This is a genomic window from Streptomyces sp. GD-15H, from assembly GCF_045291515.1.
GTDB lineage: Bacteria > Actinomycetota > Actinomycetes > Streptomycetales > Streptomycetaceae > Streptomyces.
Map to the genome: position 1 here is coordinate 1,788,091 of NZ_CP149447.1, position 26,654 is coordinate 1,814,744.

The 26,654-nt window shown below is 70.9% G+C and carries 14 protein-coding genes and 4 pseudogenes; 8 read left to right on the plus strand and 10 right to left on the minus strand.

All coding sequences use genetic code 11. The features are described from left to right. Position 1: 1 nt before the first annotated feature. A complete protein-coding gene (locus tag WJ438_RS08595; RefSeq protein ID WP_406724683.1) occupies positions 2-2,149 on the minus strand; it encodes an MMPL family transporter in 2,148 nt (715 codons plus the stop codon). A 390-nt stretch (positions 2,150-2,539) separates the two neighbouring features. Here WJ438_RS08595 and WJ438_RS08600 point away from each other — a divergent pair, with 390 nt between their 5' ends. From WJ438_RS08600 to WJ438_RS08610, 3 genes and pseudogenes are all read left to right on the plus strand, one after another. Further along, a complete protein-coding gene (locus WJ438_RS08600; RefSeq protein ID WP_406724684.1) occupies positions 2,540-3,565 on the plus strand; it encodes a polyprenyl synthetase family protein in 1,026 nt (341 codons plus the stop codon). A gap of 509 nt (positions 3,566-4,074) precedes the next feature. Beyond that, complete coding sequence (locus WJ438_RS08605) at positions 4,075-5,637, plus strand: BTAD domain-containing putative transcriptional regulator (RefSeq protein WP_406729629.1); 1,563 nt, start codon at positions 4,075-4,077, stop codon at positions 5,635-5,637. Between the two features lie 54 nt (positions 5,638-5,691). Then, positions 5,692-6,695, plus strand: a pseudogene (locus tag WJ438_RS08610) (IS5 family transposase). A 34-nt stretch (positions 6,696-6,729) separates the two neighbouring features. On the opposite strand, the gene WJ438_RS08615 reads toward WJ438_RS08610, so the two are convergent. Next, positions 6,730-7,113 (minus strand): hypothetical protein, encoded by a 384-nt coding sequence (locus WJ438_RS08615; RefSeq protein ID WP_406724685.1) that lies wholly within the window; start codon positions 7,111-7,113, stop codon positions 6,730-6,732. 776 nt (positions 7,114-7,889) lie between these two features. Further along, positions 7,890-8,643 (minus strand): annotated as a pseudogene (locus WJ438_RS08620) (IS5 family transposase). Between the two features lie 26 nt (positions 8,644-8,669). Here WJ438_RS08620 and WJ438_RS08625 point away from each other — a divergent pair. Further along, positions 8,670-8,723 (plus strand): annotated as a pseudogene (locus tag WJ438_RS08625) (hypothetical protein); the annotation flags it as partial. Positions 8,724-9,092: 369 nt separating this feature from the next. On the opposite strand, the gene WJ438_RS08630 reads toward WJ438_RS08625, so the two are convergent. The 3 genes from WJ438_RS08630 to WJ438_RS08640 form a co-directional block, all read right to left on the minus strand. Then, positions 9,093-9,818, minus strand: coding sequence for a DUF4241 domain-containing protein (locus WJ438_RS08630; RefSeq protein WP_406724686.1), 726 nt, complete (start codon positions 9,816-9,818; stop codon positions 9,093-9,095). A 515-nt stretch (positions 9,819-10,333) separates the two neighbouring features. Continuing rightward, the gene (locus WJ438_RS08635; RefSeq protein ID WP_406724687.1) at positions 10,334-10,642 is read right to left on the minus strand and encodes a hypothetical protein; all 309 of its coding nucleotides are present in this window, start codon (positions 10,640-10,642) and stop codon (positions 10,334-10,336) included. A gap of 181 nt (positions 10,643-10,823) precedes the next feature. Continuing rightward, on the minus strand, positions 10,824-12,086 hold the full coding sequence (locus WJ438_RS08640; RefSeq protein WP_406724688.1) for an IS701 family transposase: 1,263 nt from the start codon (positions 12,084-12,086) through the stop codon (positions 10,824-10,826). Positions 12,087-12,177: 91 nt separating this feature from the next. Here WJ438_RS08640 and WJ438_RS08645 point away from each other — a divergent pair, with 91 nt between their 5' ends. Both WJ438_RS08645 and WJ438_RS08650 read left to right on the plus strand, forming a co-directional pair. Continuing rightward, complete coding sequence (locus WJ438_RS08645; RefSeq protein WP_406724689.1) at positions 12,178-12,723, plus strand: helix-turn-helix domain-containing protein; 546 nt, start codon at positions 12,178-12,180, stop codon at positions 12,721-12,723. Continuing rightward, complete coding sequence (locus WJ438_RS08650; RefSeq protein ID WP_406724690.1) at positions 12,626-14,401, plus strand: transposase; 1,776 nt, start codon at positions 12,626-12,628, stop codon at positions 14,399-14,401. Before WJ438_RS08645 ends, WJ438_RS08650 begins: the two co-directional genes overlap by 98 nt. Here the strand turns inward: WJ438_RS08650 and WJ438_RS08655 are convergent. Continuing rightward, entirely contained in the window at positions 14,370-15,068 is a 699-nt protein-coding gene (locus tag WJ438_RS08655) for a DDE-type integrase/transposase/recombinase (RefSeq protein ID WP_406729630.1), read from the minus strand. The genes WJ438_RS08650 and WJ438_RS08655 overlap by 32 nt on opposite strands. A gap of 165 nt (positions 15,069-15,233) precedes the next feature. Between WJ438_RS08655 and WJ438_RS08660 the strand changes: the two are divergent. Further along, positions 15,234-16,329 (plus strand): annotated as a pseudogene (locus tag WJ438_RS08660) (integrase core domain-containing protein). 350 nt (positions 16,330-16,679) lie between these two features. Here the strand turns inward: WJ438_RS08660 and WJ438_RS08665 are convergent. Beyond that, positions 16,680-18,398: an N-formylglutamate amidohydrolase gene (locus tag WJ438_RS08665; protein ID WP_406724691.1), complete on the minus strand. Its 1,719-nt coding sequence runs from the start codon at positions 18,396-18,398 to the stop codon at positions 16,680-16,682. 817 nt (positions 18,399-19,215) lie between these two features. On the opposite strand from WJ438_RS08665, the gene WJ438_RS08670 reads away from it, so the two are divergent. After that, positions 19,216-21,162 carry a protein kinase domain-containing protein gene (locus WJ438_RS08670; protein ID WP_406724692.1) on the plus strand — a complete coding sequence of 649 codons (1,947 nt, stop codon included), beginning with the start codon at positions 19,216-19,218 and terminating at the stop codon, positions 21,160-21,162. A gap of 382 nt (positions 21,163-21,544) precedes the next feature. Here the strand turns inward: WJ438_RS08670 and WJ438_RS08675 are convergent, their stop codons facing one another. Both WJ438_RS08675 and WJ438_RS08680 read right to left on the minus strand, forming a co-directional pair. Beyond that, entirely contained in the window at positions 21,545-23,620 is a 2,076-nt protein-coding gene (locus tag WJ438_RS08675; protein ID WP_406724693.1) for an SWIM zinc finger family protein, read from the minus strand. Continuing rightward, positions 23,617-26,535 (minus strand): DEAD/DEAH box helicase, encoded by a 2,919-nt coding sequence (locus tag WJ438_RS08680; protein ID WP_406724694.1) that lies wholly within the window; start codon positions 26,533-26,535, stop codon positions 23,617-23,619. Before WJ438_RS08680 ends, WJ438_RS08675 begins: the two co-directional genes overlap by 4 nt. Between the last annotated feature and the right edge of the window lie 119 nt (positions 26,536-26,654).

Genomic DNA, 26,654 nt, shown 5'->3' on the forward strand with positions numbered 1-26,654 from the left:
GTCACGTCGTGGCCGGCTCGGGTGCCAGCGCCGGCACGGCGTCATCGCCTTCCGTCGGCCCCTGCCGGTCACGCGACGGCCACCAGGCCCGTTCGCCGAGCAGCGAGGTGACCGCCGGTACCAGCACGAGCGCCATCACAAAGGCGGCGATCAGGATGCCGAACGCCACCGCGAAGCCCAGTTGCTGGAGCATGCTGTTGGCGGCCAGCATCAGGACGCCGAACGTGCCGGCCAGGATGACGGCGGCGGCCCCGATGGTGGGCGCCGAGTGGGTCACGGCGAGCCGGACGGCCTCCTGCTGGGTCCTGCCCCGGGCGATCTCCTCTCGGAGGCGGGCGACCATGAGAATGTTGTAGTCGGTTCCGATCGCCACCACGAAGAGGTAGACGAACACGGGCAGCGCGAACATCAGCCCGTTCTCGCCCTTGATCTGCTGGAAGACCAGGACGGCCGAGCCGAGGGTGGCACCGAACCCGAGGCCCACAGCCACGATCAGGTACCAGGGCGCGATGGCGCTGCGCAGCAGGAGTCCGAGAATCACCATGATGGCGATGCCGGCGATCGGGAAGACCAGCGAGTAGTCGTGGTCGACGGCGGCGCGGATGTCGGCGAGGACCGCGCTGGTGCCGCCGACGAGCGCTTCGGTGCCCTCGGGCGCCACCTGGTGCGCGGTGTCGCGCAGGTCGCCGGCGACCAGGTTGATGGCCGCCTCCTCGGCGGGGCGGAAGTCCAGGACGACGCTGAACTGCGCCGCGTCCCCGGCGGTGCCGAGCATGGCCGGCGAGACGTCGCCGACGCCCTCGACCCCGGAGAGCTTCTCGCGGAACGTCTCCAGGGCGGCCGGGTCGAGCCGGGAGCCGTCCTTGGAGGCGACGAGCACCAGGGAGGGGTCGGTCTGCCCGGCGGAGAAACCACGCTGGAGGTCCTTGGACGCCTGTACGGACTCCAGGTTCTGCGGCAGCGAGCTCTCACTGTCGAACTCGGCGTTGAAGCCGAACGCGGCCACGCTCATGACGGCCAGCAGGCCGCCGGAGAGACCCGCGAGGAGGCGGGGCCGCTGCGAGACGAGGGTGCCGAGCCCGGCGACGACGCTCCTGGGCTGCTTCTTCCACGCCTTGGAGGGCCAGAACGCCTTGGCGCCCAGCAGCGAGAAGACCGCGGGGACAAGGGTCAGGGAGGCCAGCAGGGTGACGGCCACGGCGATGGCCAGCGACGGGCCCATGGCGCGCAGCATGCCCATGGTGGAAAGTACCAGGGCGAAAAAGGCGACGATGACCGCGCCGGCCGCGGAGGCGATGGTCTCGCCGACCCGGGCCACCGCGTCGATCATGGCCTTCTTGGGCTCCTGCCCCTCCCGCAGCTGCTCGCGGTACCGGAAGAGCAGGAACAGGATGTAGTCGGTGCCCACGCCGAACAGCACCACGATGAGGATGGCGGAGACCGAGTTGTCGGCCTGGAGCCCGCCGAGTTCGGCGGCGGTGGCGATCAGCCCGGTGGCCACCACGAACACCAGAAGGATCAGCAGGACCGGCAGCAGCGCGATGAGCGGACTGCGGAAGATCAGCAGCAGCAGCACCACGATCAGCACCAGGGTTGCCAGCATGATCATCGCGTCGGTGTCACCGGAGGACTCGAGGTTGTCCAGCCCGCTGGCGGTCGGCCCGGTCACCCCCATGCTCAGGCCGGTCTTCGCGAGCAGCGGCTTGGCGTCCGCCCGGAGCTGCTTCACCGACTCGAAGAGCGCCTGGTCGTAGTGGTTCTTCGTCGTGGCGAAGACACTCGCCAGCGCCACCTTGCCGTTGGGCGAGACCGCCTCGGGGCTCGCGAGGACCGACTTCACCTTGTCGTAGCCCTCCGCCTGCAGGGCCCCGGCGATCCGGGTCACCTCCGTCAGGTCGGCCGGTGAGAGCTTGTCCCCGTCGTCGCGTTGGAACACCGCGATGGCGGAGGGCTGCTCCGCCATCGGGAACGCGCGCTGCTGCAGCTCCGTGACGCGTACCGACTCGTAGTGGGACGGCAGGAAGTCCGCCTGGTCGTTGGTGCTCTTCAGCTGCGGCGCGAGCGCGACCACGGCGACGGTCGCGAGGATCCAGGCGATGATCGTCAGCCAGGGCCGGTTGACGGCGAACCGCCCTATCCGTCCGAACATGGTGCTCCTTCGTGCTTCCTGAGCTGGGGGATACCGGGGCCAACGCATTGGGGTCGCCGGTCTACTCGCAGTCTGGCCGCCGTGTTCCGCCGCCGCCGATGACGAGCGCCAACGCGGCAAGAACCTGCCAGGACCGTTGCCCGCGCTCCGGGCCCGGTGTGACAGTCCTGGTGTCCGCAGCGCGACCCGGTGCGACAGTCCTGGCGTCCGCAGCGCGACCCGTCGCGGACGCCCGCCACTCACGGCCCGCCGCACGCATTGTCCGGACCCTGCCACGGCGTCGGGCGAACAGCCGGCTGCCAGGAGCGAGCCCTCGTGGCGAGCCCCCGCGGCCGACCGTCCGCAGTGTCCTGCCGGGGAACCCCGTGCCTCATACCCTCAGGAGCCCGGATGAACGTGTTGAGCCCCCCGGAGCACAGTTCCCTCGTGTCCGGTCTCGCCGTCGAAGACCCGGCACTGCGCGACCGGCTCGCCAAGCGCCTGCGGACCGTCGAACAGCGCCTCCAGGAGCGCACCGCCGGCACCGCCGACCCCCGTGTCGCCCCACTCGTCGGGCATCTCGTCACCACCGGCGGAAAGCGGCTGCGGCCCCTTCTGGTCCTGCTGGGCGCGGAGTTCGGGGATCCGGAGAGCGAGGGTGTCATCGACACGGCCGTGCTGACCGAACTCGTCCACGTCTCCTCCCTCTACCACGACGACGTCATCGACGAAGCCGGCACCCGGCACGGGGCGGACAGCGCCAACGCCCGCTGGGGAAACCGCCGAGCGGTGTTCGCCGGGGACTGGCTCCTCGCCCAAGCCGCCCAGCTGGCCTGTGAACTGGGGCCGTGCGCGGTGCGGTTGAACGCGACGACCGCAAGCCGGTTGGTGCGCGGCCAGTCACTGGAGCTGCTCGGGCCCCAGCCGGGGACCGCGCCCCTGGACCACTACCTCCAGGTGACGGCCGGCAAGTCCGCGTCCCTGATCGTCCTGTCGTTGCAGCTCGGTGCTCTTCAGGCAGGCGCGCCCGGAGCGCACGTCGACGTCCTCGCGGAGTACGGCGAGCAGCTGGGCCTCGCCTTCCAGATGTCCGACGACATCCTCGACATCAGTTCGCCCGCCTCCGCGTCGGGCAAGGAGCAGGGCAGGGACATAGAGGCCGGTGTGCTCAGCCTCCCGGTGCTTCTCGCGCTTGCCGACGAGGACCCGGGCGACGGAGAGCTGCGTTCCCTGATCACCGCCGGACCGGCCACCGGGACACGGCCGCACCGCCGGGCGATGGAACTCCTGCGGGACTCCGCCGCACTCGCCGCGGCCGCAGCCATGAGGGACGAGCGCCTGGCACTGGCCCGTACGGCCCTCGCGGCCCTGCCTCGGACCCCGGCACGCGCGATCCTCGACACGCTCTGCGACTTCGTGGCCCACCGCACGGCCTGAAGCACCTACGGGAGACCGACCATGCCGGGGCACAGCGACACCGTGCGCGAACGCACCACCCGACTCGGGTCCGCGGGAGCGGGCCGCGTCCGGCCACCCGCCGCACCGTCCGCCCCGCAGCCGCGCCCGGCCGCCGGACCGCGAGCACGGAGACCGGCGGGCGTGAACGGCGTCGGCCCGTTCGTGTTCCGCGTACTCGGATCAGTCGAGGCCGAGAGCGACGGACGGACAATCCCCCTCGGCGGGGCGAAGCAGCGCACGGTCCTCGCGGCGATGCTGCTCGCCGGGGCCGGCCGCTCTCCGACGACCGGCTCAAGGCCCTGCTGTGGGGATGCGAACCGCCCGCCACGGCGACGGCCCAGCTCTACACCTACATTTCGCAGCTCAGGAAGTGCCTGGGTACCGGCGTCCACCTGAAGCGGCACGCCCACGCCTACCGACTGGACGCACGGGGCGCCTTCTTCGACTGGACGGCTTTCGAGAGCCTGTCGGACCGCGGTCGCGCGGACCTGACGGCGGGCCGCTACACCGAGGCCGCCGAACACCTGGGCCAGGCGCTCGCGCTGCGGCGCGGGCCGGTTCTCTCCAACGTCACCGTCCACCTCCGGGAACGCCAACAGCCCTTGCTGGACGAGGCCCTCCTGTCCGCGCGGGAAGGCCGGATCGAAGCCGAACTGGCCCTGGGACGCCACGACGCGGCGGTCCCGCAGCTGATGCGGCTCGTGATGGAGAATCCCCTGCGCGAGCGGCTGCTCGGCCAGCTCATGACCGCTCTGCACCGGTGCGGTCGGCAGGCGGAAGCCCTCGCGGTGTACGAGCGCGGCCGACGGATGCTCCGTGACGAGCTGGGGGTGGACCCCGACCGGGCGCTGCGTGACATCCGGCAGTCCGTGCTGACGGGCACCCTCGCGAGGCCGGCCGCGCGTGAGACGGCGGGGATCGTCGGCACGGCGCTCGCCCTGCCGGACGGCGGGCCCCGCCCCGCGGTGGCGCGGGTGCGCGACCGCGGGGCCTGGAGCGGTGTCGTGCCCGCGATGCTGCCCGCCGATGTCGCGGACTTCTCCGGCCGCCGCCGGGAGCTGGACGGCATCGCGGCCGCCCTGGGCCAGGCGGGGCCCTCCCCCGCCGTGGTGACGGGCGCCGCGGGTACCGGCAAATCGGCCCTGGCCGTGCACGCCGCGCATCAGGCACGGCGCAGCTTCCCGGACGGGCAGCTCCACGCCGACCTGTCCGGACAGTCCGAATGTCCCCGCTCTCCCGCCGAGGTGCTCGGCTGGTTCCTGCGGGCCATGGGCGTCGCGGAGCACAACCTTCCGGCTTCCGTGGAGGAGCGCGGCCAGCTCTACCGCAGTCTGCTCGCCGACCGCCGCATGCTGGTGCTCCTGGACAACGCCGCCGACGACCGCCAGATCCGCCCGCTGCTGCCCGGCACGGGCGGCTGCCGCACGCTGATCACCGGCCGGGACTCCTTCACCACGTTGCCGGGGGCGCGTCCGCTCGCCCTCGGCCCGATGAGCGCCGAGGAGGGCTGCCGGATGCTGAGCGCGATCGTGGGGGCCGAACGAACCAGGAACGAGCCCGACGCGGCCGCCCGCATCGCCGAACTGTGTGACCGACTGCCTCTCGCCCTGCGGATCGTGGCGGCCCGGCTGGCCGCGCACCCGCACCAACGGCTCGCGGCGGCGGCGGCCCGGCTCGAACCGGAGGAACGCAGGCTCGACGAACTACGGGCGGGCGACCTCGACATCCGGGCGGCGCTGTCCTCCGGCCACCGGCGGGTGGCCGCACCGGTGCGGGCGGCCCTGGGGGTCCTGGCGTACAGCGGGCCCGACGCCTTCGGCGTACAGGAGGCGGCGGACGTCCTCGGTTGCCCGCGGAAGGACGCCGAGGACGCGTTGGAGAGCCTGGCCGGTGCCCGCCTGCTGGAGGTGTCCACCCCGGCCCCGTCGCGTTACCGTCTCATGCCGCTGGTGCGCCTCTACGCCCGCGAGCAGAGCCGCGGGGCCGGCTTCCCGGCACCCCGGGCGGCGGACGACGGCCGGTGGTCTGCTAGGGCCTGTGTGATGTTGTGATCAGTCTTGCCGGTCCGGATCCGCCTGGAAGGCGGATCCGGTAGGAAGACAATCGTGACGCGCAGACAACTCACCGAAGAACAGTGGAAGTTGATCGAGCCGTTCCTGCCGATAGGCGAGTACGGCCCGTACCCCGAGCGGCTGCGGGATCAGTTCGAGGGGGTGATCTGGCGGTTCAGGACGGGCGCGCAGTGGCGGGAGATGCCGGGCGAGTTCGGCCCCTGGCCGACCGTCTACGGACGCTTCCGGCTCTGGCGGAACGCCGGTGTCTTCACCGCCCTGCTGGAGGGCCTGATCGCCGAGGCCGCCCGCCGGGGCAAAACGGACCTGTCCCTGGTCAGCGTGGACTCCACGACCGTCCGCGCCCACCACGACGCCGCCGGGATGCTCGTCGGCCAGGAGGTCATGGAGGCGCTCGAGGAGGCCGCCGCCGAGCAGGAACAGGCCCGGCAAAAGGGGGCGACAAGGCGGAACAGAACGGGCGGGACGGCGGAAACGGGCCCGAGCGGGAAGAACGCCGGCGCGTCCGCCGCCGACGCAGGCTCCGCCTGAAGGAAGCCCTGCTCGGCCGGTCCCGCGGCGGACTGACCAGCAAGATTCACCTCGCCGCCGACCAAAAGCGCCGGCCGCTGTCGTTCGTGCTGACCGCCGGGCAGGCCGCGGACAGCCCGCAGTTCATCCCCGTGCTGAACAAGGTCCGGGTCCGCGGGCCGGTCGGCCGGCCCCGCACCCGGCCCGGCGCGGTCGCCGCGGACAAGGCCTACTCGTCCCGCGCCAACCGCGCCTACCTGCGCAAACGGCACATCAGGGCGGTCATCCCGGAGAAGAAGGACCAGGCCGCCAACCGCAAGAGGAAGGGCAGCAGGGGCGGCCGTCCCGTCACTTACGACGCCGATCGTTACCGTGACCGCAACACCGTCGAGCGACTGATCAACCGGCTGAAGGACTGGCGCAGCATCGCCACACGCTTCGACAAGACGCCCGAGAGCTACCTCGCCGGCCTCGAACTCCGCGCCTCGATGATCTGGATCGGAGATCTCCTGCAAGCGGCCGATTGATCACAACATCACACAGGCCCTAGAAGGGAAGCGGTCAGCCGCACCCTCCCGCGTGCCCCTCGTCGAGGCCGAGCGACCTGGTGTACCCCCCGTCGCCGGTATGCGGCAGCAGCGAACCGCTCAGGGAGTCGATGTAGGTGGCCACCAGATTGCTCCATCGGATGTCGGAGTCGATGTCCCTTCGGCCGAGCAGCCCCGAGGACCGGTCGACGGTCTCGGTTCCGCCGAAGCCGCCCTGTTGCACGAGGTCCCAGATCGTGTTCCTGGCGGTCGTTTCGTCGGACACACTCTGGCCGTTGAGGACCGTCATCAGGTTCATCCCTCCTTGTTCCAGCCAGGACGTGATCTCCTCCTCCAGTTCCGCCAGCATCTGGTCGCTGTCGCGGCCGTCCCCCTCATGGGGCGTCCTCTCGCTCATAACCGCCTCCCTCGTCAACACGGATCCGATCGGTCAGTACTGGAACAGCATCCGGGAAGCATCTATGAATCGCCTATGGAAAGCGATCCTGCCCGACTCCGGGGCCGCTCCCGCAGCCCACTGCCCCCCTTCTGGCCGACTGGCACGCCTACTTGGCGTCCCATCAGGCCTGGCGTCGGGTAAGCGCCTTCGGCTGCCCCACATCACCCAGCCGTGCCTCGACGCGCACGGCATCGCGCATCTGAAGAACTGGCGACACCGGCTCCCCACCTCGGCCACTGCGAACACCGGACACTCCGCCTGTCGGACAGCCCGAAACCCTGTCCGGACGATCTGCAGCCGTTCATGTGCGACGGGAGCCCCTACGGTCCAACCCTCTGAAGACGCGTCCCCAGAGGGCGTTTCGGATCCGCCATAGCGACCCCTTCCTTGCACGCCCGCCGCCGCCCATCGGCGTCAGCGTCCACAGACGGAGAAGAGTCAAGCCTTCGCAAAGCCAGAACCTCGGGAACCACGCCGTGCGTGGTGCGTGACCCGCATCATTGGCGAGATGACGATCCATCGGAAATGGCGTCAAATGAGCGTCACGAGCGTCGTTTCAGCGTCAGGATATCGCCTGTAACGCTCACAGCGCACATTATGCGCACCGAGGGAACCGCGGGTCAGGCGCCCTTCACAGCAGGCTCAAGGACGGCGACGCACTCTACGTGGTGCGTCATCGGAAACAGGTCTGGCTCGCAATTCGTCCCTGGTGACTGCTGCCCTTACTGATCGTTTCAGAATGAGGTTCGGAGTCGTCTCCAGCAGATGATGCCGCAGGCGAGTTGGAGCAGGCCGAGGTGGAGGTCGGCGCGTATCTCGTAGCGGGTCCGCAGCCGTTTGAACTGACGCGGCCGGGCGAGGGTGCGCTCGGCGCCCCAGCGGGTCTTCCCCAGGCCGGGACCGTGGGCGGTGCCCTTGCGGGCGGTCTTCGGTGTGATGCCCCGGGCCCGCAGGAGGCGGCGGTACTTGTCGTGGTCGTCGCCGCGGTCGGCGATCAGTCGCCCGGACCGTCGGCGAGGCCGTCCACGGGTCCCGCGGAGGTGCGGTATCGCGTCGAGCAGAGGCATGAGCCGGGTGGCGTCGTGACGGTTTCCGCCGGTCAGGGACACGGCCGGCGGCGTTCCGTGCCGGTCGGTGATCAGGTGGTGCTTGCTGCCCGGGCGGGCCCGGTCGACCGGCGAAGGTCCGGGGTGAGCTCCCCTTTGAGCGCCCGTGCGTGCGAGCCGTCGATCGCCGCGTCGTCCGTCTCCAGCAGTCCCGCCTTGCGCAGTTCACCCAGATGACCTCGTGCAGACGCGGCCGGGGGCCCGCCTCGGTCCAGTCCCGCAGCCGTCGTCAGGCCGTCACTCCGCTGCGGCCGATCCGCTCCGTGGGTACATCGGCCCAGCTCACGCCCTTGCGCAGCACATAGACGATCCCGCGCAGGGCGACCCGGTCATCCACCGGCAGCCGGCCCGTATACCGGCGACGACGCGGCGGCCGAGGCAATCCGGCACCGGCGCGCCAGAGCCGGCATCCCCGAGTCCGAGCGGCACCGGGAGAAGTGGCGCCTGGCACTGGAGATGCTCGACGAGGTGCGCGAGGAGTGGGAACTGCCGGACCTGCCGGTCGTCGCCGACGCCGGCTATCTCTGGGCCTTCTCCTCCCTGCACTCATCACCCGGGGCGCAGACCCACTACCGCCACCGGCGCGACCTCGGCGACTGGCACGCACAAGCTCAGTGGCACCTGTTCAATCGCCTGCTCGGGCAGCTGTTCCACTGCCTCCAGAGGCGAGTCCTCTTCGAGGAAGAACGTGCCCTCACTCCGCCCGCGACCGCACCAATGGCAGCTGCTGACGGGGTTCTTGAAAACGACCGGGAATACTCCTCACCCCACTTGATCAAGTCCTCAAGCGCATGGGGAAGTTCGGCGACCGGCGGACCCGGTGGCGCCGCGTCAGGCCTTGGCACCAGGCAGGCCGCTGGTTACGACGATCACGGCCACGTCGCCGGTCTTGGTGCGACCCAGCCAGACGACACCGCCCGACTCTGCCGTGAACGTGACCAGATCGGCTTGTTGCGACTCGTCGGTGACCCGCTCGCACCAGCCGGGCAACTGTTCGGAGTCGCGCGGCACCGGCCCGCCATCCACATACGCGCGAAACGGCGCGGCCAAGGCCGTCCACGCGCCGGCGTCGGCGAAGCAGCCCACATTGGCGTCGGAGCCAAAGCGGATCCGCTCGCCCGGCTGAAGCCGGTCGATGTCGTCGTCGACACCCAGGCCCATCTCCCACCCGACCACGGGGTCGTCACTGATGCGCAAGCGGGTCGCGGCGCACTCAACGCCGTCGCAGTGCTCCCCGAAGAATTCGTACGGCCCCGCCGTCCACGCGATCTCCACCCGGTAGGTGCCCGGGGGAATCCGCACCGCCAGCTCCCGTGGAGGCCTCGTCGGCAGTCCTCGCTCGTACTCCCAGACTTCGTCGTCATGCCACGGCGCGTCCACGACAAGACGGCCGCTGGGTATGCGAATGGCGGTCACCTCTTCAACCCCCGTGACTACGACGGGCGTTGTCGGATCGTCGTACACCGTCCCCAGGTGCTTCCCGGGCGTGAATGCCGTCTCCAGGTACCAGGCGGCCTCCGGCCCGGCCGCCAGCCGGGCGTCCCCGATCCACTCCATGTCTCATCCCTCCGTCGCCACCCGGCCGGGCGGTCAACCGAAAAGGTACGTGGGCCCAGTGACATCGGCAGTTCGCACATCGGCCCACGGAAGGTGACCGTGACCAGGTCAGCTCGCCGTGGTGCCACCACTGCGTCGGATGCCGCCTGGCAGGTCGTGGAGGTAGGCAGCCAGACCGTAGGTCAGCGCGGGTCGGCCTGGAAAATCAAGCTGAGCGGCTCTGAGGTCACCGAGCAGAGGGTGGGGAAATTCAAATGTCCCCATCACTGCTTGACGTCTTCAGATCCCGAGATGTCTATCGGGACACGACCCCCAGGCTCGGTGCGGGCACGCACCGCCCCACGTCCGAAGATCGACACATCCGTAACGAGGCACCCGGCCAGCCATCACACGAGTCAGACCACGACACGGGGCGGCACCCGTCGGATTCTCCCCGCACAGCCGCCCTAACGACGGCGTACTTCCGAAAGTCAGGCTGATGTGGGTGTGATGCCCCAGGAGGACTACTGGCTCATTCATGGACCGTGAAGTTCGGTCTCCCAAGCCTGGAACGGCGGCTCGACCTCATAAGTCGGATCGCAACAGCTGCGGATCCACTGTGCGACGCGGTACTGCGCATCCCCGTCGTTCAGCACCTCGCCGTTTGTGTCGACTTGCAGCACATTGCCGTAGATCGCGAAGACCTGCTCCAGCGACGAACCGAACTGGAAGAGAGTAGGTCGGTAGTCAAAACCGTCGAGCAGGTCAACGTCGATGGTGCCGTTGGCCAAGTAGAAGGCGAAGAACCGAAGCGAAGCACGCACGTCGACAGGAAGATGTTCCACCAGCACATCATGCCTGGTGTCTACGCCGCCTTGGCAAGATCTTTTTGACGGCGGGACCTAGTAGGGCTTTGTTAGGTCCTGTGGTGTGGTTCTGGTGTCGGTGCGGGCCGGCCGCATATCGAGCAGGCGCCGGCCCAGGTGGCCAGGAGGGCCTGGAGTTCGCGGAGGACCGCGTACAGGGTCAGGCCGGCGCAGGGACTTTTGGGTCGAGTCGCAGCAGGGTACAGAACGCCTGGGCGAGGGAGGCGAGGGTGGTGTGCCGGTGCCAGCCGGAGTAGTTGCGGCCCTCGAAGTGGTCCAGGCCCAGGCCGTCCTTGAGCTCGCGGTAGTCGTGCTCAACTCTCCAGCGGATCTTGGCGATCCGGACCAGGTCACGCAGCGGGGTGTCGGCAGGCAGGGTGGACAGCCAGTAGTCGGTGGGCTCGGCGGAGCCCGGTGGCCACTCGGCCAGCAGCCAGCACTCGGGCAGGGAGCCGTCGGCGAAGCGGCGGATGGTGCGGTTGGCGGGGCGGACCCGCAGCGCCAGGAAGCGCGAGCGCATCTCGGCGCGGGGGTTGTGCTTGCCGACCCTGCTGCCCTGGCGCCAGGTCACCGTCCGCACCACCGACCTTCCTGCATCCAGGGCGAGTTGGCGCAAGGTGGTGTGCGGCTGGGGGTAGGTCGGGACGGGTGGGCGACCCCGACCGGAGTACGGCGGGCGCTCGGGGACCGCGTCACCCGGGTAAGCGGTGGTGGTGCCCTTGACCGCCACGGCGTAGGCCAGGCCGCGCTCGGTCAGCCCCTCGCGAAAGCCGGTGGCATCCCCGTATCCCGCGTCGGCGACGACCGGCAGGTCCGGCAGTTCCCAGTCCCCGCGCACTTCGTCGAGCATGTCCAGGGCCAGGCGCCACTTCTCCCGGTGCCGCTCGGCCTCGGGGATGCCGGCCCTGGCACGTCGGTGCCGGATCGCCTCCGCCAGCAGCACATCGCCGGCGTGCTGGGCGTCGTCCCAGCTCTCGGGCAGGAACAGGCGCCAGTCGACGGCCGCCGAGGCGCGGTCGGACACCAGGTTGACGCTGACGCCGATCTGGCAGTTGCCGCGCTTGCCCAGCGCGCCGCAGTACATCCGGGCCACCCCCGGGGAGTCGTAGCCGTCCTTGGGGAAGCCCACGTCGTCGATGGCGTACGCCTCCGGCGAGATGTGGGCGGCGGCCCAACGGGCCATCCGCTCACGGACCTTGACCCAGTCCCAGGTGGAGGAGGAGACGAACTGCTGGAGTTGCTGGTGGTCCACGCCCAGGCGTTCGGCCATCGGCTGCATCGACTTGCGCTTGCCGTCCAGCATCAGCCCACGCAGGTACAGCTCACCCTTGGCCCGCTGGTCCCGCCGCGGCAGCGAGCCCAGCATCTCGGCCGCGAACGCCTCCAGGCGCGGGCGGACCGTCTCCATCTCCTCCGGTGTCACACCCGAAAGAAGATCACAACACTACCTACGCACGAACAATCGGGGTACCTAACAAAGCCCTACTAGAGTTCCTGTTTCGGGGCGTAGGTTGGTGGCCTTGAGCTGGGAGGGGCTGCGGGTCCCGGAGATCGCCGGGGAGCTGGGCTGCCATGAGCAGACGGTGCGCCGGTGGCTGCACCGCTTCAACGCCTCCGGTCTGGATGGTCTGGTCGATCTGGGCGGGCAGGGCCGCAAGCGGCGATCACCGAGGCCGAGCGGTCCCGGATCATCGCGCTGGTCCGGAAGCCGCCGTCCGGGCGCTCGGTCCCCGGGGCCGACGGCGCCCTTCAGGCCGCCGACGAGGTCGGTGCGCCGGTGTGGACGCTGGCCGAGGCGGCCCGGGCCGAGGGGATCGAGGTCCGGCGCAGTCAGGTGCGCCGGATTCTGCTGGTGGAGGGCGTGCGTCGGCGCCGTATCCGGTCCTGGGTGCGGAGCCGGGATCCCGACTTCGCGGGAAAAGGACGCGGATCGTCGCGCTCTACACCAGCCCGCCCGAGGGCGTGACGGTCCTGTGCGCCGACGAGCTTGGCCCGATGATCCCCCGTACCTTCCCGCCGGCGCCGGGCTGGTCACCGGACGGGCACCGAATCAAAAGTGAACTCGACTACAGCCGGGGGCCGGAGAAGACCTGGGTCTACGGCGCCCTGCGGCCGGTGGACGGCCGGGAGGTCACCATGACCGCTTCTTCCCGAAACAGCGTCGACTACCAGTGGTTCCTGCAGGTGGTGGAGGACGCCAACCCGACGGGCGAGATCGTGGTGGTCACCGACCATCTCTCCTCCCACAACAGCCTGGCCACCCGGACCTGGTTGGAGGATCACCCCCGCATCCGGCACGCCTTCATCCCGGTCGACGCCTGTTGGCTGAACCTGCAGGAGGGCTGGTGGCGGATCTTCCGCAAGACCGCTCTGGCCGGCCAGTCCTTTGCCGACCCCGCCGAGATCGACCGAGCCACGACCCTGGCCACCACACAGCTCAACTCCCTTTCCACACCCTGGGTTCGGGGACGCCCCGCACCACCGACCCGCACACTACGCCGCCGTCTTACTTACTGCCTTCGAGGAACCTTGCATAACAGGGCCATCGCGGGAAAGGGCCCCGGTGGGCGAAACCGTACGGTTCGAGAATCCGGGACCTCCGTGCGCAGTCGGCGTGAGCTCGTCCACGGCTCTATCGCTGCGGGCCGGGGCGGAGGGTGCACGGGTGGTGACGATATGCTCACGCGGTGGGCCGGAATCCCCGTCGCGTCGTCGTCCGGGCTGCCGGAAGGTCGGAGAAGGAGCCGGTCCGGTCGAGTGTGGGGTCAAGGGGGAGGCGATGGGATGCGGCAGGCCGGTGTGCTCGATGTCGGGTGCCACAGTGCTCTACTGACGGTGGTGCGCCGGCGCCCGGGGGCGGTGCTGGAGCCGGTGTTCTCCCGCAAGGTGCGGTTGAGACTGCACGAGACCCTCGACCGCAAGGGGCGGCTGGACAAGGCCGGCATGAAGAGCGTCGAGCGGGCAGTGGCCGAGGCCGTCGCCGCCGCCCCGCGTCCGCGCGGACCGGAAGTGTTCGCGTTCGCGACCTCCGTCATCCGGGACGCGCCCAACCGCGACGAGATCATCGCGCGGGTGGCACGCACCACTGGCACCCACCTGCGCGTGCTGAGCGGCGTTGAGGAGGCGCGGCTGGCCTACGTGGCCGCCCGCCAGTGGGCAGGCCCGACGGCCGGGCAGCTGCTGGTCCTGGACATCGGCGGCGGCACCGTAGAGATCGCCTCCGGCACCGGAGACCAGCCCCGCGCCGTCCACTCGCTGCCACTGGGTGCTCGCAGGATCACCCGGGACTGGCTTCCCGGCGGCACCGCGCCATCCCAACGCCGCCTGGCCGAGATCCGGCAGCACCTTCATCGGTCCCTGGAAGCCGTGCCCGGTCTGCCGCAGGCCGAACCAGGTGGGCGGGTGCTGGCCTGCTCCAAGACCTTCGAACAGCTCGCCCGGCTCGCCGCCGCCCAGGGCAAGACACCGCGAGCCGGACGGCGGCTGGCGCTACCCCAACTGCGCACGTCAGTCTCCCTGCTGGCCGACGCGGGAACGCCCCGCCGTGCCAAGCTGCCGGGCATCTCCCGGCACCGCGCCGAACAGTCCCTGGCCGGAGCCCTGATCGCACAGGCCCTCATGGAAGCCTGCGGGGCCAAGAACGTCGAGATCTGCCCGTGGTCCACCCGGGAAGGGCTACTGCTCGAACGCCTCGGCCCACCCCACATCACAGCCGACCGTTCCCGCCTGGTCGGCTGAGCCCAAGGGACGTCGAAAGCGTCGACATCCGCACCATGATGGTGGCCACCGTGAACGGGCATGAGTCAAAGGGGATCCAGTTCCTCGCTCGCGAGCCCCCGACGATATGAGCGCGGCTCAAACCCACCGGTGTTGACGATGCCTCCGATGAGGGCGGCGACGGCGGAGACGAGTGCGAGCAGTGAACGGCGTTGTCACGTTGTGGGGTGCGTGACTGTCTGACGGCGGGCCGGGGCGTGGTGGGTCCGCGGCCCGGGCCTGTGGTCAGGCCGTGGTGGGCGGGTCGGCAGCGCCGGGGTCCGGTCCCGGAGGGCGAAGCGGAGGGCCGTCTCGGCGCGGGGGCCGGGGGCGGCCATCGGGTGGCGGTGGGGGCGGAAGCGCGGTGGGATGCCGCTGCAGGCGGCCGGGAACCGCTGCGCTGCGCCGGCGGAGCGCAGCGGTTCCCGGCGTGTTCGTGCCGCCGGGTGGGCTGGTGGGAGTTCTCCGCCCGGTGGTTCAGGCCCTTGGGACAGCGGTGCTCCCCGGAGGGCATGACCTGGCGGTGGGCGGTGCCGTGGGAGCGGAGCTTGCCGGTGACCACCATCCGCGGGACCGCACGCGTCGTCTTCAGCAGGCGGCGGAAGAAGCGCCGGGCCGCGGCGGTGTCCCGCCGGTTCTGTACGAGGATGTCCCAGACGGTGCCGCCGGCGGCGACGGCCCTGCGCCTGCCGAAAACTCATCCGCGCTGGTGGGAGGCAGTGTGCCTCGGCCGCCGGGCGCCGACCGCGTCGCCCGAAGTGTCAAGGTCAGCACCCTGGCCGCCCTGTGGATCAAGGCGACACGGTGATCGACCGTGCTGCTGAAACCGGCCTACCTCGGCGTCATGAATGCCCTCGCCCTCCTGCGATTGCTCCCGCTGAGCGACCGCGAGAAGGATGCCGAGATACTCGCCTTGCGCCACCAGATCACGGTGCTGGAACGCCAACCCGGCAAGAACAGAGCCCGGTTCACCCCAGGCGACCGGGCGTTCCTGGCAGCACTCCTGCATCGGCTGCCGCTCGACGCTCTCCGCGGCATGCGGCTACTGGTGCGCCCCGAGACGGTGCTGCGCCGGCACCTCGACCTGATCGCGCGCCGCCACACTGCGGCCTCCCACCCCAAGCGCCCGGCAGGCCGAGGACCATACGCTCCATCCGGGCCCTGGTGCTGCGACTGGCGACGGAGAACCCCACCTGGGGCTACAGGAGAGTGCATGGCGAACTGCTCGTCCTCGGGGGAAGGTGGCCGCGTCCACGGTGTGGGAGATCTTGCACCGGGCCGGTATCGACCCCGCCCCCGAACGGACCTCCACTACCTGGGCGGGTTTCCTGCGCTCCCCGGCCGACGCCCTGCTGGCCTGCGACTTCTTGGAAACCGTCACCCTGTCCGGGGCGCGCATGTACGTTCTGGTCGTCATCGAGCATGCCACCCGGCGCATCCGCGTCCTCGGCGCGACTGCGCACCTGACCGCCTCCTGGGTGGCGCAGGCCGCGAAGCACCTTGTTGTGGACCTTGAGGATGCCGATGGTCGGGTCAGATTCATGATCCGGGGCCGGGACGGGAAGTTTTCCGCCCTCTTCGGCGCCATCCTCGCCGACGTCGGCATCGAGGTCATACTCAGCGGCGTGCAGATGCCGAGGATGAACTCCCTCATGGAGCGCTGGATACAGACTTGTCGACGCGAGCTTCTGGACAGGGCGTTGATCTGGAACCAGCGCCATCTCCTCCACACTCTGCGCGCGTTCGGACAGTTCTACCACTCCCACCGACCCCACCAGGGCATCGCGAACGTCCGTCCCCTCGACTCCCTGCCCACGCCGATCACCGCTCCGGAGCAGATCGCCCGCCTCGACATACGCAGACGCGACCGCCTCGGCGGCATCCTCCACCAGTACGAACATGCTGCCTGACCCGCACGGATGTCATTTTCGACAAGGACAACGCGGCCGCCACCGCGGCGTCGACCGCGTTGCCACCCCTCTCGGGGATCTGCGGGCCGGCTTCAGCGGCGTACGGGTTGACCATCGCCACGACGCCCTGCCGGAACGCCTTGCCCGACCACGGCGGCGGGCTGCCCTGGGCGTGTGACGGCAGGGACACGGTGGACTGGGCGCCAGGCGACGGATCGTTGCTGCCCGCACTGGCGATTGCCCTCGAGCCAGGGCTTGCGCCCACCAGCAGACCTGCCGGCAGGACGCAGCCCAGGGCTCTTCGAGAGCAAGTCATGCCCTCCCTTCATCGACGAACGTCTGGTTCGGTGTCACTGACCGGCCTGCTGCCCAGCGTCGCGGATCACGCGCTCCGCGTATGCGATGACGGGCCGCGCCTGCTCGGCCGAGAGGCTTCCGGCCTGCTCGAAGTCCGTCACCTGGTTGATGAACGCACCGAGCTGGCTCTTTCCCGCTCCGATGTTGCCGCGGCTGAACTGCGCGCTCGCGGCATCGAGCTTCGCGTTCAGCGATTGCGCGTTCCCCGCGGTGACCGGCAGCTCACCGACGAGCCCCGCCAGCACCGCAACACCTTCTGACGGTGTCAGGTGCGCGAGAGTCACCCGGACGGCATCCGCGGCAAGCGAACCGGTTGAGCCGGGAGATTGCGACACCACCACCTTGGCCCAACCCGCCTTGCTGAAGTGGTGAACGCCGAACGGATTCCACCGTGCCCCGTCGACGCGCTGATCGCGCACCGATTCCGCGAGTGCGGTGCTGCCGTCGTCCTCGTGGATCCGATACACGACGTTCCTGGATCGACCGGACTGCGCCGGCCACCAGGCATCGATCGCATACGACCCTGGCGTCGGAACGTAGAACCGGAACTCTGCGGTGTCCCCCGCTGTCGGGTTCGACAACAGCCGGAAGTTGAGGCCGTGAGACTGGCTGTTGTTGCCATCCACCCAGCTGCCCGAGGTGACGAAACGCGCCTTGGCCGGGTCATTGAAAGAGTTCAGGTTGTCGACGATGACCTCGTCGCCCGGCGTGGGCGGAGTCTGCGCCTGGGGCTCGATCCGGACACCGAACTGCGCGAGGAAGTCCGGGTAGACGTCGGCGAGCGCGGTCGCGAAGTTGGCGCGGTCGGTCAGCGTCTTCCGCACGCCGGCGTAGTGCGTCTCGATCTGCACCCCGCAGATGCGGCCGCCGTCCGCACAGCCGTGCCGCGGGGTGTTGTACCCGGGATCCGCGCCCGTGAAATAGGGTTCGTCCACCTGTGGGGCGGGATCCTGCTGGCTCGGCACTGACGGATATCCCGCGTCGGCAAGGTAGGTGCCGAGCGCCGTCGGGCCGCGCAGGAGCGCCGAGAACGGCAGCGGTGATTCCTCGGAGAAGGTCCGGAACGACGCGGCCTGCTCGTAGGCCGGCGCAGCGTCCAGCTCGGCGTCGGAGAGGCGAAGCGTCTCGGCGGTCAACTGGTAGCCGAGCTCCAGACGCTGGACGGCGTGCCCGTGACCGTGGAGGTCCGTGTACCAGCCCCGGCCGGATTCGGCGAGCACGTCCGCCTTGGCCGCATCGATGAACTTGTGGTAGTCGCGCCAGGCTTGTTCGGCCAACGGGTTGCCGCACGCCGCCGCCCCGATGTCGCGATTGGCGTCAAGGCGCGAACGGGAGAGACGGTTGATGACGACGTGCGGGTACTTGCCCGTCTTGGCGAAGAAGGCCTGCTGGATCTGGCGGGCGAGATCCTGCGTGTTCAGGTCGGTCTGGGTGACGGTTTTCGGCCCACATGTGGTGGAGGTGCGGGCGGGGATGGCCTCCGGGGTCAGCGACCCCCCGTGCGGGGCGGTGAAGATGACCGGCAGGTTGCCGGCCACGTACTCGATGTACTCGTTCTTGCCGAAGTACGAGGTGCCGGGGACGAACGCCTTCGCCTCCGTTTCCTGCCCCGCGGCGGGGCTGAGACCGGCACCCGCCAGAACACAGGCAAGCGCTGCGACTGGAAGTGCCAGGAGCCGCCTCCACCGCAGCCTGCTTCTTATGAATCCCATCCGGGAATTGTCCTTTCTGGATGAAACGACCTCGTGCTCGCCTTTTGCGCCACGGCCGCTATCGGGCTTCCGCGACGCCCACATACTGAACTGATCCGTGACTCGACCTCCATTGGAAGATGTACTGGCCAACCGGACCGAACGTAGGAGTCGGCTGGGACGGAGGTGAGCGTAGGTGCATTCATTTTCGTTGGCTATGGCGTGAACCGAACTTGAGCATTTCTTGAGCTGGCCCCTCAGTTGGAGATCCTTGAGGCGCCGCAGTTCGGTGGTCTTGTGTATCGGGTAACTTCCGTACGTGCGGGCTGAGTTACCAGATGTCCCGTCGGTCGTGACCGACCGGGAGGAGGCTGAGGAGTGGTCAGACCGGCTGGAGAACCTGCCGGCTGGAGGACCTGCTCGTGGACCTGGGGCACGTCTTCCGCCACATCCGACCGCAGGAGGCCCTCGCGGGCCACCGCCCGATCGAGATCTGCAACGCCCCGACCCTGCACCCCGAACTTCCCACCAGGATTTCTGAGCCACGAACGTGACGCGGGACACCGGGACCGCGCGTCCCCGAACCGTCTCCCCCGCTGCCCCCGCCCGGCCGCCCCAAGAGCGAGGGCAGCGTCGTGTCCGGAAAGCCGGCAAACACCGGCGGTACCCGGCGGGCGCCGGTTTCGCCTCGCGCAGTGCCGTCGCGGTGCTGTACCGGGGGTATTCCAGCTCTCCGTGGGTACCCGCGTCCAGCGGCGCGCCGACCACGGCTCGCCAGCAGCATGCGCACCTCAATGCAGTGGGAGAGGGAATGAGGCTTCGTGAGTCGGCTCGGGCCATGGCTTCCCGGTGTTCCGCCGAAGTACTGAGCGGCCGGTACCGTCTGGACGATCTCCTTGGTTCGGGCGGCGCCGCGGATGTCTACCGAGGTTTCGATCTGCGATTGCAACGACCGGTGGCGGTCAAGGTCTTTCGGCCCGATACCGGCATCGACATCGAGGAGAACCTGCACAGCGAAGCTGTGATCCTGGCCCGGTTGCACCACCCCGGGCTTGTCACCGCCTACGACGCCGGCCAGCACAACGAACGTGTCTTCCTGGTCATGCAACTGATCGAAGGCAACACACTGAAAAACCGCATCGCCAAGGGCCCGCTGCCACCCCGAGCGACTGCCGCACTCGGCGTCGACCTGGCCCACGCACTGGCGCACGCACACGAAGCAGGAATCGTCCACCGAGACGTCAAACCGTCCAACATCCTCCTGGACACTTCCCACCGCCCCCACCTGACCGACTTCGGCATCTCCCGACTGCTGGACGCCACCACCCGCACCGCCACCGGCACGCTCATCGGCACCGCCGCCTACCTCTCCCCCGAGCAGGTCCTCGGCCGGCCCGTCGGCCGGCCCGCCGACGTGTACGCCCTCGGCCTGGTGCTCCTCGAATGCCTCACCGGCAGGCTCGAGTACGACGGCGGTCCCCTCGAAGCCGCGATCGCGCGACTGCACCGCCGCCCCGTTCTGCCCCACTGCCTGCCGGAACAACTGGCCGTCCTGCTGCGGGACATGACAGCCCTGGACGAGCAGAACCGCCCAACAGCCCGCGACTGCGCCCGCACACTGGCGGCGTTGGCCGAGACGGCACGTCTTGAAGCCGGTCCGTCGGCGCACGTCACGAGCCTCATCGCCAGCCCCGGGCCGTCGCAGACGGCCGACCGCACGCACATGAATCCGCTGCCCGACGAGGATCAGGCTGCTCCCCGCGCTACGCCCGCGCGTGGGCGCACCCTCGTGGCCGGCGCGACCGTTGTACTCGCCGCTGTCATGGCAACCGCCTTCGCCGTCACCGACGACTCCGCCCCACCAGGCGAGGACCGAAGCGCGCCCAGGGCTACCAGTGCCCCCACTGGGAAGTCGGATCCTCCTGGTGGCGCAGGGCAGAAGGAGGCGGCCACGACGTCTGCGGCGGCGCCGTCCTCTGACCCCAGCGCCTCTGACCCCAGCGCCTCTGACCCCAGCGCCTCTGACCCCAGCGCCTTTGACCCCAGCGCCTCTGTCGGCACACTCCCCGACGACGTACCCGGGCAAAGCGTCGGCCCCTCTTCCCCGGCCCGAACCACAGCTCCGCCAACGACGCGGCCACACCCAGCTCTGCGGCCAAGACGGCACAAGCCGCACCAAGCGACACGGACACACCCGTGGCGGCAACGCCGGGCGGCGCGGCGACCGAGACCCCGCACCGACCGCCCGGCCAGGCAAAGAAGGCAGAAAAGGCCGAGAGTACGGCGCCGCAGAAGGAAGCCGAGAAGACGGCCACGGAACGCTGACGATGCGAGCGGGATGCCGGCTGACTTCGTCGGACCTCGAGCAGTCTCCGGCAGCCTGACCTGCCCAGGAGGGGGCAGGCGCCCGCCCGTATCTGTGCGTGGCTCCGACCCGTCAAGGAAGTGCGCCATGTCCTGGACGTGGCGGGCTTCATCATCGTCGACGAAGAGTCGAGACGGCAAGAGCGCGCCGCGAGCGCCGCGGAGGAATGCCCACGGCGGGAGGAGCATCGGTAGCATCCGACGGGAGGCCCTCGATCACGTCCTCCTCAGGGGCGAGGCCCACGCCCGACAGGTCCGGGCCCCCTACCAGAAGCACCACACCGCGCCTCGGCCCCATCGGGCCCGCCGTCAGCCGCCACCCGACTCGGCCCGACAGCCCGCCACCGACTTCGATACGCGCAGACTCCTGCGCACCCGCGTCCTCGGTGGCGTCCTCAACGGGTCCCGCTACCCGGCCTGAGCAGCAGCCATGGCTTTCCGAGTCCCACAGGGTCTGCGGGCTTTGCTCAGCGCGTGCCGGTCGTCGCAGTGCTGTAGGCGTACAAGGCGACGACGCCGACCACACAGGCGAGGATCATCCAGAAGGCGAGGCTCAAAGACGCTTCCCGACTACACCGTAGCTCCGGGTCACGACCTCAGAATCATGCCGAGACCCCCATGAAGGCGAACGCGACCAGAAGCCCGCCTGCCCGTCCAGCCGTTCGCTTGATCTTCGCCATGGGCGCCTCCTCCGGCGGGCCGGGACTCAGGGTCTTTGCGGAAAGCGGATCGGCCCGGTTCGGGGCCATCGCCCTCGCTATGGCGTCATGCTCCGCTCCAGGGGGCCACGCCCTGCACCGGGCTCACCCGGTGTCCGGGATGTCCGGGGCATCCAGGCCGGTCAGGGCGCCGACGGGATCCGGGTCGGGGGTGCCTCGGGGCCACCAGTCGTCGTGGCCCGGTTCCGACTCGTACGCGTACCAGAGGTGGTCCCGGCCGAGGCGGAGCTGGACGTGTCCGCGGGGGTGGGTGAGGTGGTTGTGCCAGGGGCGGAAGGCGGGTAGGTCGGCGGCGAGGAGCAGGGGGCGGGCGCGGTCGAAGCGTCCGGCCGGCGGGTCCCAGGGGTCCTCCAGGACCTCGAGTCCCGTCGGGCCGCCCTGGCGCCACGCGGCGACCGCGCGCGCCAGCTCGGCCGGGGTACGGCCGACCCCTTTGGCGAGCGAGGCGTACAGCGCGCGGGTGGTCGCGGTGAGCCCGGAGCCGGGGCGGGCGGCCGCGAGCCGTACTGCGTCCTGCCACAGCGTGAGCCGGCCGACGGGGTCGCGGCCGGTGGTGAGCAGGGTGTGGGCGCGGGCGGCGGCGTCGGTGGCGAGCTGGTCGAGTGCGAACGGGTCCGGGCCGCCGGGGGACGCGGGGTACACCGGCGGCTGCTCGGGATGCGGGGGCGGGGGCAGCGGTGCCGGCAGCGGTGGGAGAGCGCGTGGGGCGAGCGCCTCACTGGCGCGCACTCCGGAAAGGGGCTCCTGTTCCCTGCCCCGGGTGGCGCGGGCCGCGCGGGCGGCGCTGCGCCGGGACAGGGCGTCGATCAGCTGGCGCTCGCCCCGACCGCGCAGCAGGAGCAGCACGAACGGATCGGCGTCGAGGAGCCGGGCGGCCTGGTAGCAGAGGGCGGCGGCGTGCTTGCAGGGGTGCCCGAAGTCGGGGCAGCTGCACCGCGGTTCGAGGTCGCCGGGGCTGGGGAGCAGCGGGACCCCGCAGTCGGCGAGGGACTGGGGCAGCTCCTTGTCCAGGAGGGCCGCGATGTGGCCGGGCCGGTCGGCGGCGACGTCCAGGAAGCGCTCCCAGTCGGCGTCCCCGAACGTGCGCAGCCGCAACTGCACCCGGTACGGGCGGGGGCGGCTCCCCTGGACGTAGGCGAGGACGAGGCCGGGGGTGACGGTGACGGCGTCGACGTGGCCCCGCTCCGCGTATCGGCGTCCGCGTGCCAGCCGCGCGGCGTCCAGCGCGCCCTCCTCCAGCGCCGTGACCCACGCGTTGCCCCACCAGGTCTCGGCGAACCCCGGGGCGTCCGAGGCGCCGGGCGGGAACGCGGGGAAGGTGCGTCGGAGTTCACCGTCGCGGGTGGGGGCGGCCATGGAGCGGGGGGTGTGCGACGGAGGGGAGGCGGGTGGGTCGGGGGACGCCTGGGGTATCGGGGGTTCGTGGCGGGCTCCGTCGGGCTTCGGGGCCGGTTCTTGCACGTCGGGGAGCGAGGGGAAGGCGCCGGTGAGCAGCTCCCGTACCGGGTGTGCTCCTCCGCCCGCTCCTCGCTCGTTCGTCCGGGTGCCCTCGGCGCGGTCGCCCCGGGTGGTGCGCGGGAGCCGGGAAGTGGTGCCCGACGGGGTGCGCCCGGTGTGGCGTCCGGCGGCGGCCCCCCGGTCCTCGGTCTCCGTTCGCGCGCGCAGCGCTTCCTCCCGGGCCGATCGCAAGGCCTCCCGCGCGATGTCACCGGGGCGCCGGCCGTGTCGGTCCGCCGAATCCGACGGGTCCGACATGATCGGCCGGTTTCGGGGGGCTCCGGCTGCCGGCGGTGCGGCGGTGTCCACTTCGGGCCGATCCACGGGTACGCCGCTGTCCGCACTCCCGTCGCCGGTCTCCGCGCTCGTGCCCTCCTCGCCCGTGTCCCCCTCCCCCGCCGCGTCCGCGGGCTCGGTCGCGTCGGGGCTTCCCGTTCCCGCCGCGCGTCGGGCGAGTACCGCCCTGCGCAGGGCGTCGCGGGCCACGTCCCCCGGACGCTGCTCCTGGCCCGCGGACTTCCCGTGCCCCCCGGTGTCCGGGCCCGGGTCGGGGACGGGCGCGGGGCGCTGCTCCGGGGTGCCGGTGTCCGCCGGTTCGGCGCTCACGCGTCGGCGGGCCGCCCGCAGGGCCTCCCGGGCCTGGTCGGACGGGCGGGGGGTCATGACGTCCTCCGCAGGGAGACCAGGTCGGACAGCTCGCGGTCGGTCAGTTCCGTGAGCGCCGACTCGCCGGAGCCGAGGATCGCGTCGGCGAGGGCCCGCTTGGCCTCCAGCATCTCGGCGATGCGGTCCTCGATCGTGCCCTCGGTGATGAGGCGGTGGACCTGGACCGGCTGGGTCTGGCCGATGCGGTAGGCACGGTCGGTGGCCTGCTCCTCGACCGCCGGGTTCCACCAACGGTCGAAGTGGACGACGTGGCCCGCGCGGGTGAGGTTCAGGCCGGTGCCGGCGGCTTTCAGGGAGAGGACCAGGACGGGGGTCGTGCCGCTCTGGAAGCGGTCCACCATGCGCTCCCGCTCCGGTACCGGCGTACTTCCGTGGAGGAGCTCGACCGGGACCGCGCGCTCGGTCAGATGTGCGGTGATCAGCCGGGCCATGCCGACGTACTGCGTGAAGACCAGGGCCGATCCGTCCTCGGTGAGCAGGGTGTCCAGCAGTTCGTCCAGCAGGGTCAGTTTGCCCGAGCGGGCCGCCAGGCGGTCACCGCCGGTCCGTGCGTGCTCGTCCTTGAGGTAGAGCGCCGGATGGTCGCAGATCTGTTTGAGCGCGGTCAGCAGCTTCAGCACCAGGCCGCGGCGGCCCATGCCCTGTGCGGTCTCGATGGCGAGCATCGACTCGCGCACCACCGCTTCGTAGAGCGCGGCCTGTTCACGGGTGAGCGGGACGGGGTGGTCCGTCTCGGTCTTGGGCGGCAGTTCGGGGACGATGCCCGGGTCGGACTTCTTGCGCCGCAGGAGGAAGGGCCGCACGAGACGGGAGAGTCGCTCGACGGCCTGGTCGTCCTCGCCGTTCTCCACCGCGCGGGCATGCCGGGCGCGGAAGGACTTGAGCGGGCCGAGGAGTCCGGGGGTCGTCCAGTCGAGGAGGGCCCACAGCTCGGAGAGGTTGTTCTCGACGGGGGTGCCGGTGAGCGCCACGCGCGCGGGGGACGGGATGGTGCGCAGCGCCTTCGCCGTGGCCGAGTGCGGGTTCTTGACGTGCTGCGCCTCGTCGGCGACGACCATGCCCCACCGCTGGGCGGCCAGCGTCGGGGCGGCCGAGCGCATGGTGCCGTAGGTGGTGAGGACGAAACCTCCGGCCAGGTCGTCCAGGGTCCGGTCCGGGCCGTGGAAGCGGCGCACGGGGACACCGGGCGCGAACCGGGTGATCTCCCGCTGCCAGTTGCCGAGCAGTGAGGCCGGGCAGACGACCAGCGTCGGCTCGGTACGGGCCCGCTTCAGATGCAGCGCGATGAGGGTGATCGTCTTGCCGAGGCCCATGTCGTTGGCGAGGCAGCCGCCCAGGCCGAGGGAAGTCATGAGGTCGAGCCAGGCCAGGCCGCGCAGCTGGTAGTCGCGCAGGGTGGCGTCGAGTCCGGGCGGTGGAGCGGCGGGCTGCACGCCGGTGGTGAGGCGGTCGCGGAGCACCGCCAGGGCGCCGACCGGGACCGCCTCGACGGTCTCGCCGTCGGCCTCCGCGGTGCCGGTGAGGGCGACGGACAGCGCGTCGACGGGATCGAGCAGACCCAGCTCCCGTTTGCGGGCTTTGCGGACGAGGGCCGGGTCGACCGGCACCCACTGGTCGCGCAGCCGGACGACCGGGCGGTGGGCCTCGGCCAGGGCGTCCATCTCGGCCTCGGTGAGCGGATCGCCGCCGAGCGCGAGCTGCCAGCCGAACCGCAGCAGGTCCTCGCTCTCGAAGAAGCCGCTCCCGTCGGTCGCCGAACCGGGCGCCGACCGGACCACCGCCGTCGCGGTCAGGTCCTGGGCGAGATCCCTGGGCCAGTGCACGGCGACACCGGCCGCGGCGAGCCGGGTCGCGGCCACGCCGAGCAGATCGTTCAACTCGTCCTCCGACAGGGCCAGCACGTCGGGTACGTCCTGGTCGGAGAGCCGGTCCAGCGGGGGCCAGACGCGGGCCGCCCGGCGGACGGCGAGGGCTGCGTCCACGCGCGCGCGGGGGCCGAACGCGCTGCCCGCCGTGCCCGCCCACAGGGCCGCCGCGTCAGTGACGAGGGTGGGGTCGGCGAGGCTGTGCACCTGAACGATCGCCGCGCCCGCCCCGCGCGCGACTGCACCGCCCTCGCCCTCGTCGGCACCGTCGAACAGGTCGTACGCGGAGAGGTCGAGGCGGAGCGAGACGCGCACCCCGGCGTCCATTCCGGCGGCGACCTCGGCGGCCCAGTCGTGGGCGCCGGGCAGCCGCTGGGCCTTCCGCGCGGCGAACGGCAGTCCCGAGGCGTACGGCGCGGCGGGGGTGCGGGGCAGGGTGTCCGCGACCGCGTCGAGGAAGGCGCGGACGAGTGCTTCCGGCTCCGGCAGCCGGAGCGGACCGGAGCCGGGAAGCGGGACTGCGTGGCCCTCGAACGGCAGGGCCGCGGCCACCGCGCGCAGGTGCGCCACGTCGTCGGGGTCGAGCGGGCCGGCCCGCCAGGCGTCGTGGCCGGTGGTCGTCAGGCCGGGCAGTAGCCGGCCGCGGGCGGTGAGCCGCAGCGCGTGCAGGGCGGCGGCGCCCCAGCAGGCGGTGGCGGGGTGGGCGGTGGGATCGTGCCGGGCGCGGACCAGCAGTGGCAGGGCCTCGTCGAGGGGCAGGGAGTGGGCGCTGACCGTCCGCCGCCGAACCCCGGCGCCGTGCGGGCGGGTGACGGTGAGCCGCGTACGCGGGGCGGGCTCCGGTGCGGGGGCGGTCGGATCCGTGGGAGCGACGGGATCGCCCTCGGGGTCGTAGAAGGCGATCCGGCCGTCGCGCGGAAGGGGTGCGGGCAGGAACACCGCGGCGAGACCGACGGAGATCTCCGTCGTCCCCGTGTTCTCAGCGATCTCGGCGGTCTCCGTCCCGGCCGTGCGCAGCTCGGCCGTCACGGTCGCCCCCTCGCTCATCCGTCCTGTCACCTCCCGCCCGTTCCCGTCCGCTCCGCCCGCGTGGCCGGATCAGCCGTCCCTCAGCCGTCTTCGACTCTACGGGCGGGCACTGACAATCGGTCCCGGCGCCCTGACCG

What these genes read in the sequence shown, in the direction of transcription:
- WJ438_RS08595 (WP_406724683.1), bottom strand. Translation starts at nt 2,149, where the DNA reads ATGTTCGGACGGATAGGGCGGTTCGCCGTCAACCGGCCCTGGCTGACG.
- WJ438_RS08600 (WP_406724684.1), top strand. Translation starts at nt 2,540, where the DNA reads ATGAACGTGTTGAGCCCCCCGGAGCACAGTTCCCTCGTGTCCGGTCTC.
- WJ438_RS08615 (WP_406724685.1), bottom strand. Translation starts at nt 7,113, where the DNA reads ATGAGCGAGAGGACGCCCCATGAGGGGGACGGCCGCGACAGCGACCAG.
- WJ438_RS08630 (WP_406724686.1), bottom strand. Translation starts at nt 9,818, where the DNA reads ATGGAGTGGATCGGGGACGCCCGGCTGGCGGCCGGGCCGGAGGCCGCC.
- WJ438_RS08665 (WP_406724691.1), bottom strand. Translation starts at nt 18,398, where the DNA reads ATGGGATTCATAAGAAGCAGGCTGCGGTGGAGGCGGCTCCTGGCACTT.
- WJ438_RS08670 (WP_406724692.1), top strand. Translation starts at nt 19,216, where the DNA reads ATGGCTTCCCGGTGTTCCGCCGAAGTACTGAGCGGCCGGTACCGTCTG.
- WJ438_RS08675 (WP_406724693.1), bottom strand. Translation starts at nt 23,620, where the DNA reads ATGACCCCCCGCCCGTCCGACCAGGCCCGGGAGGCCCTGCGGGCGGCC.
- WJ438_RS08680 (WP_406724694.1), bottom strand. Translation starts at nt 26,535, where the DNA reads ATGAGCGAGGGGGCGACCGTGACGGCCGAGCTGCGCACGGCCGGGACG.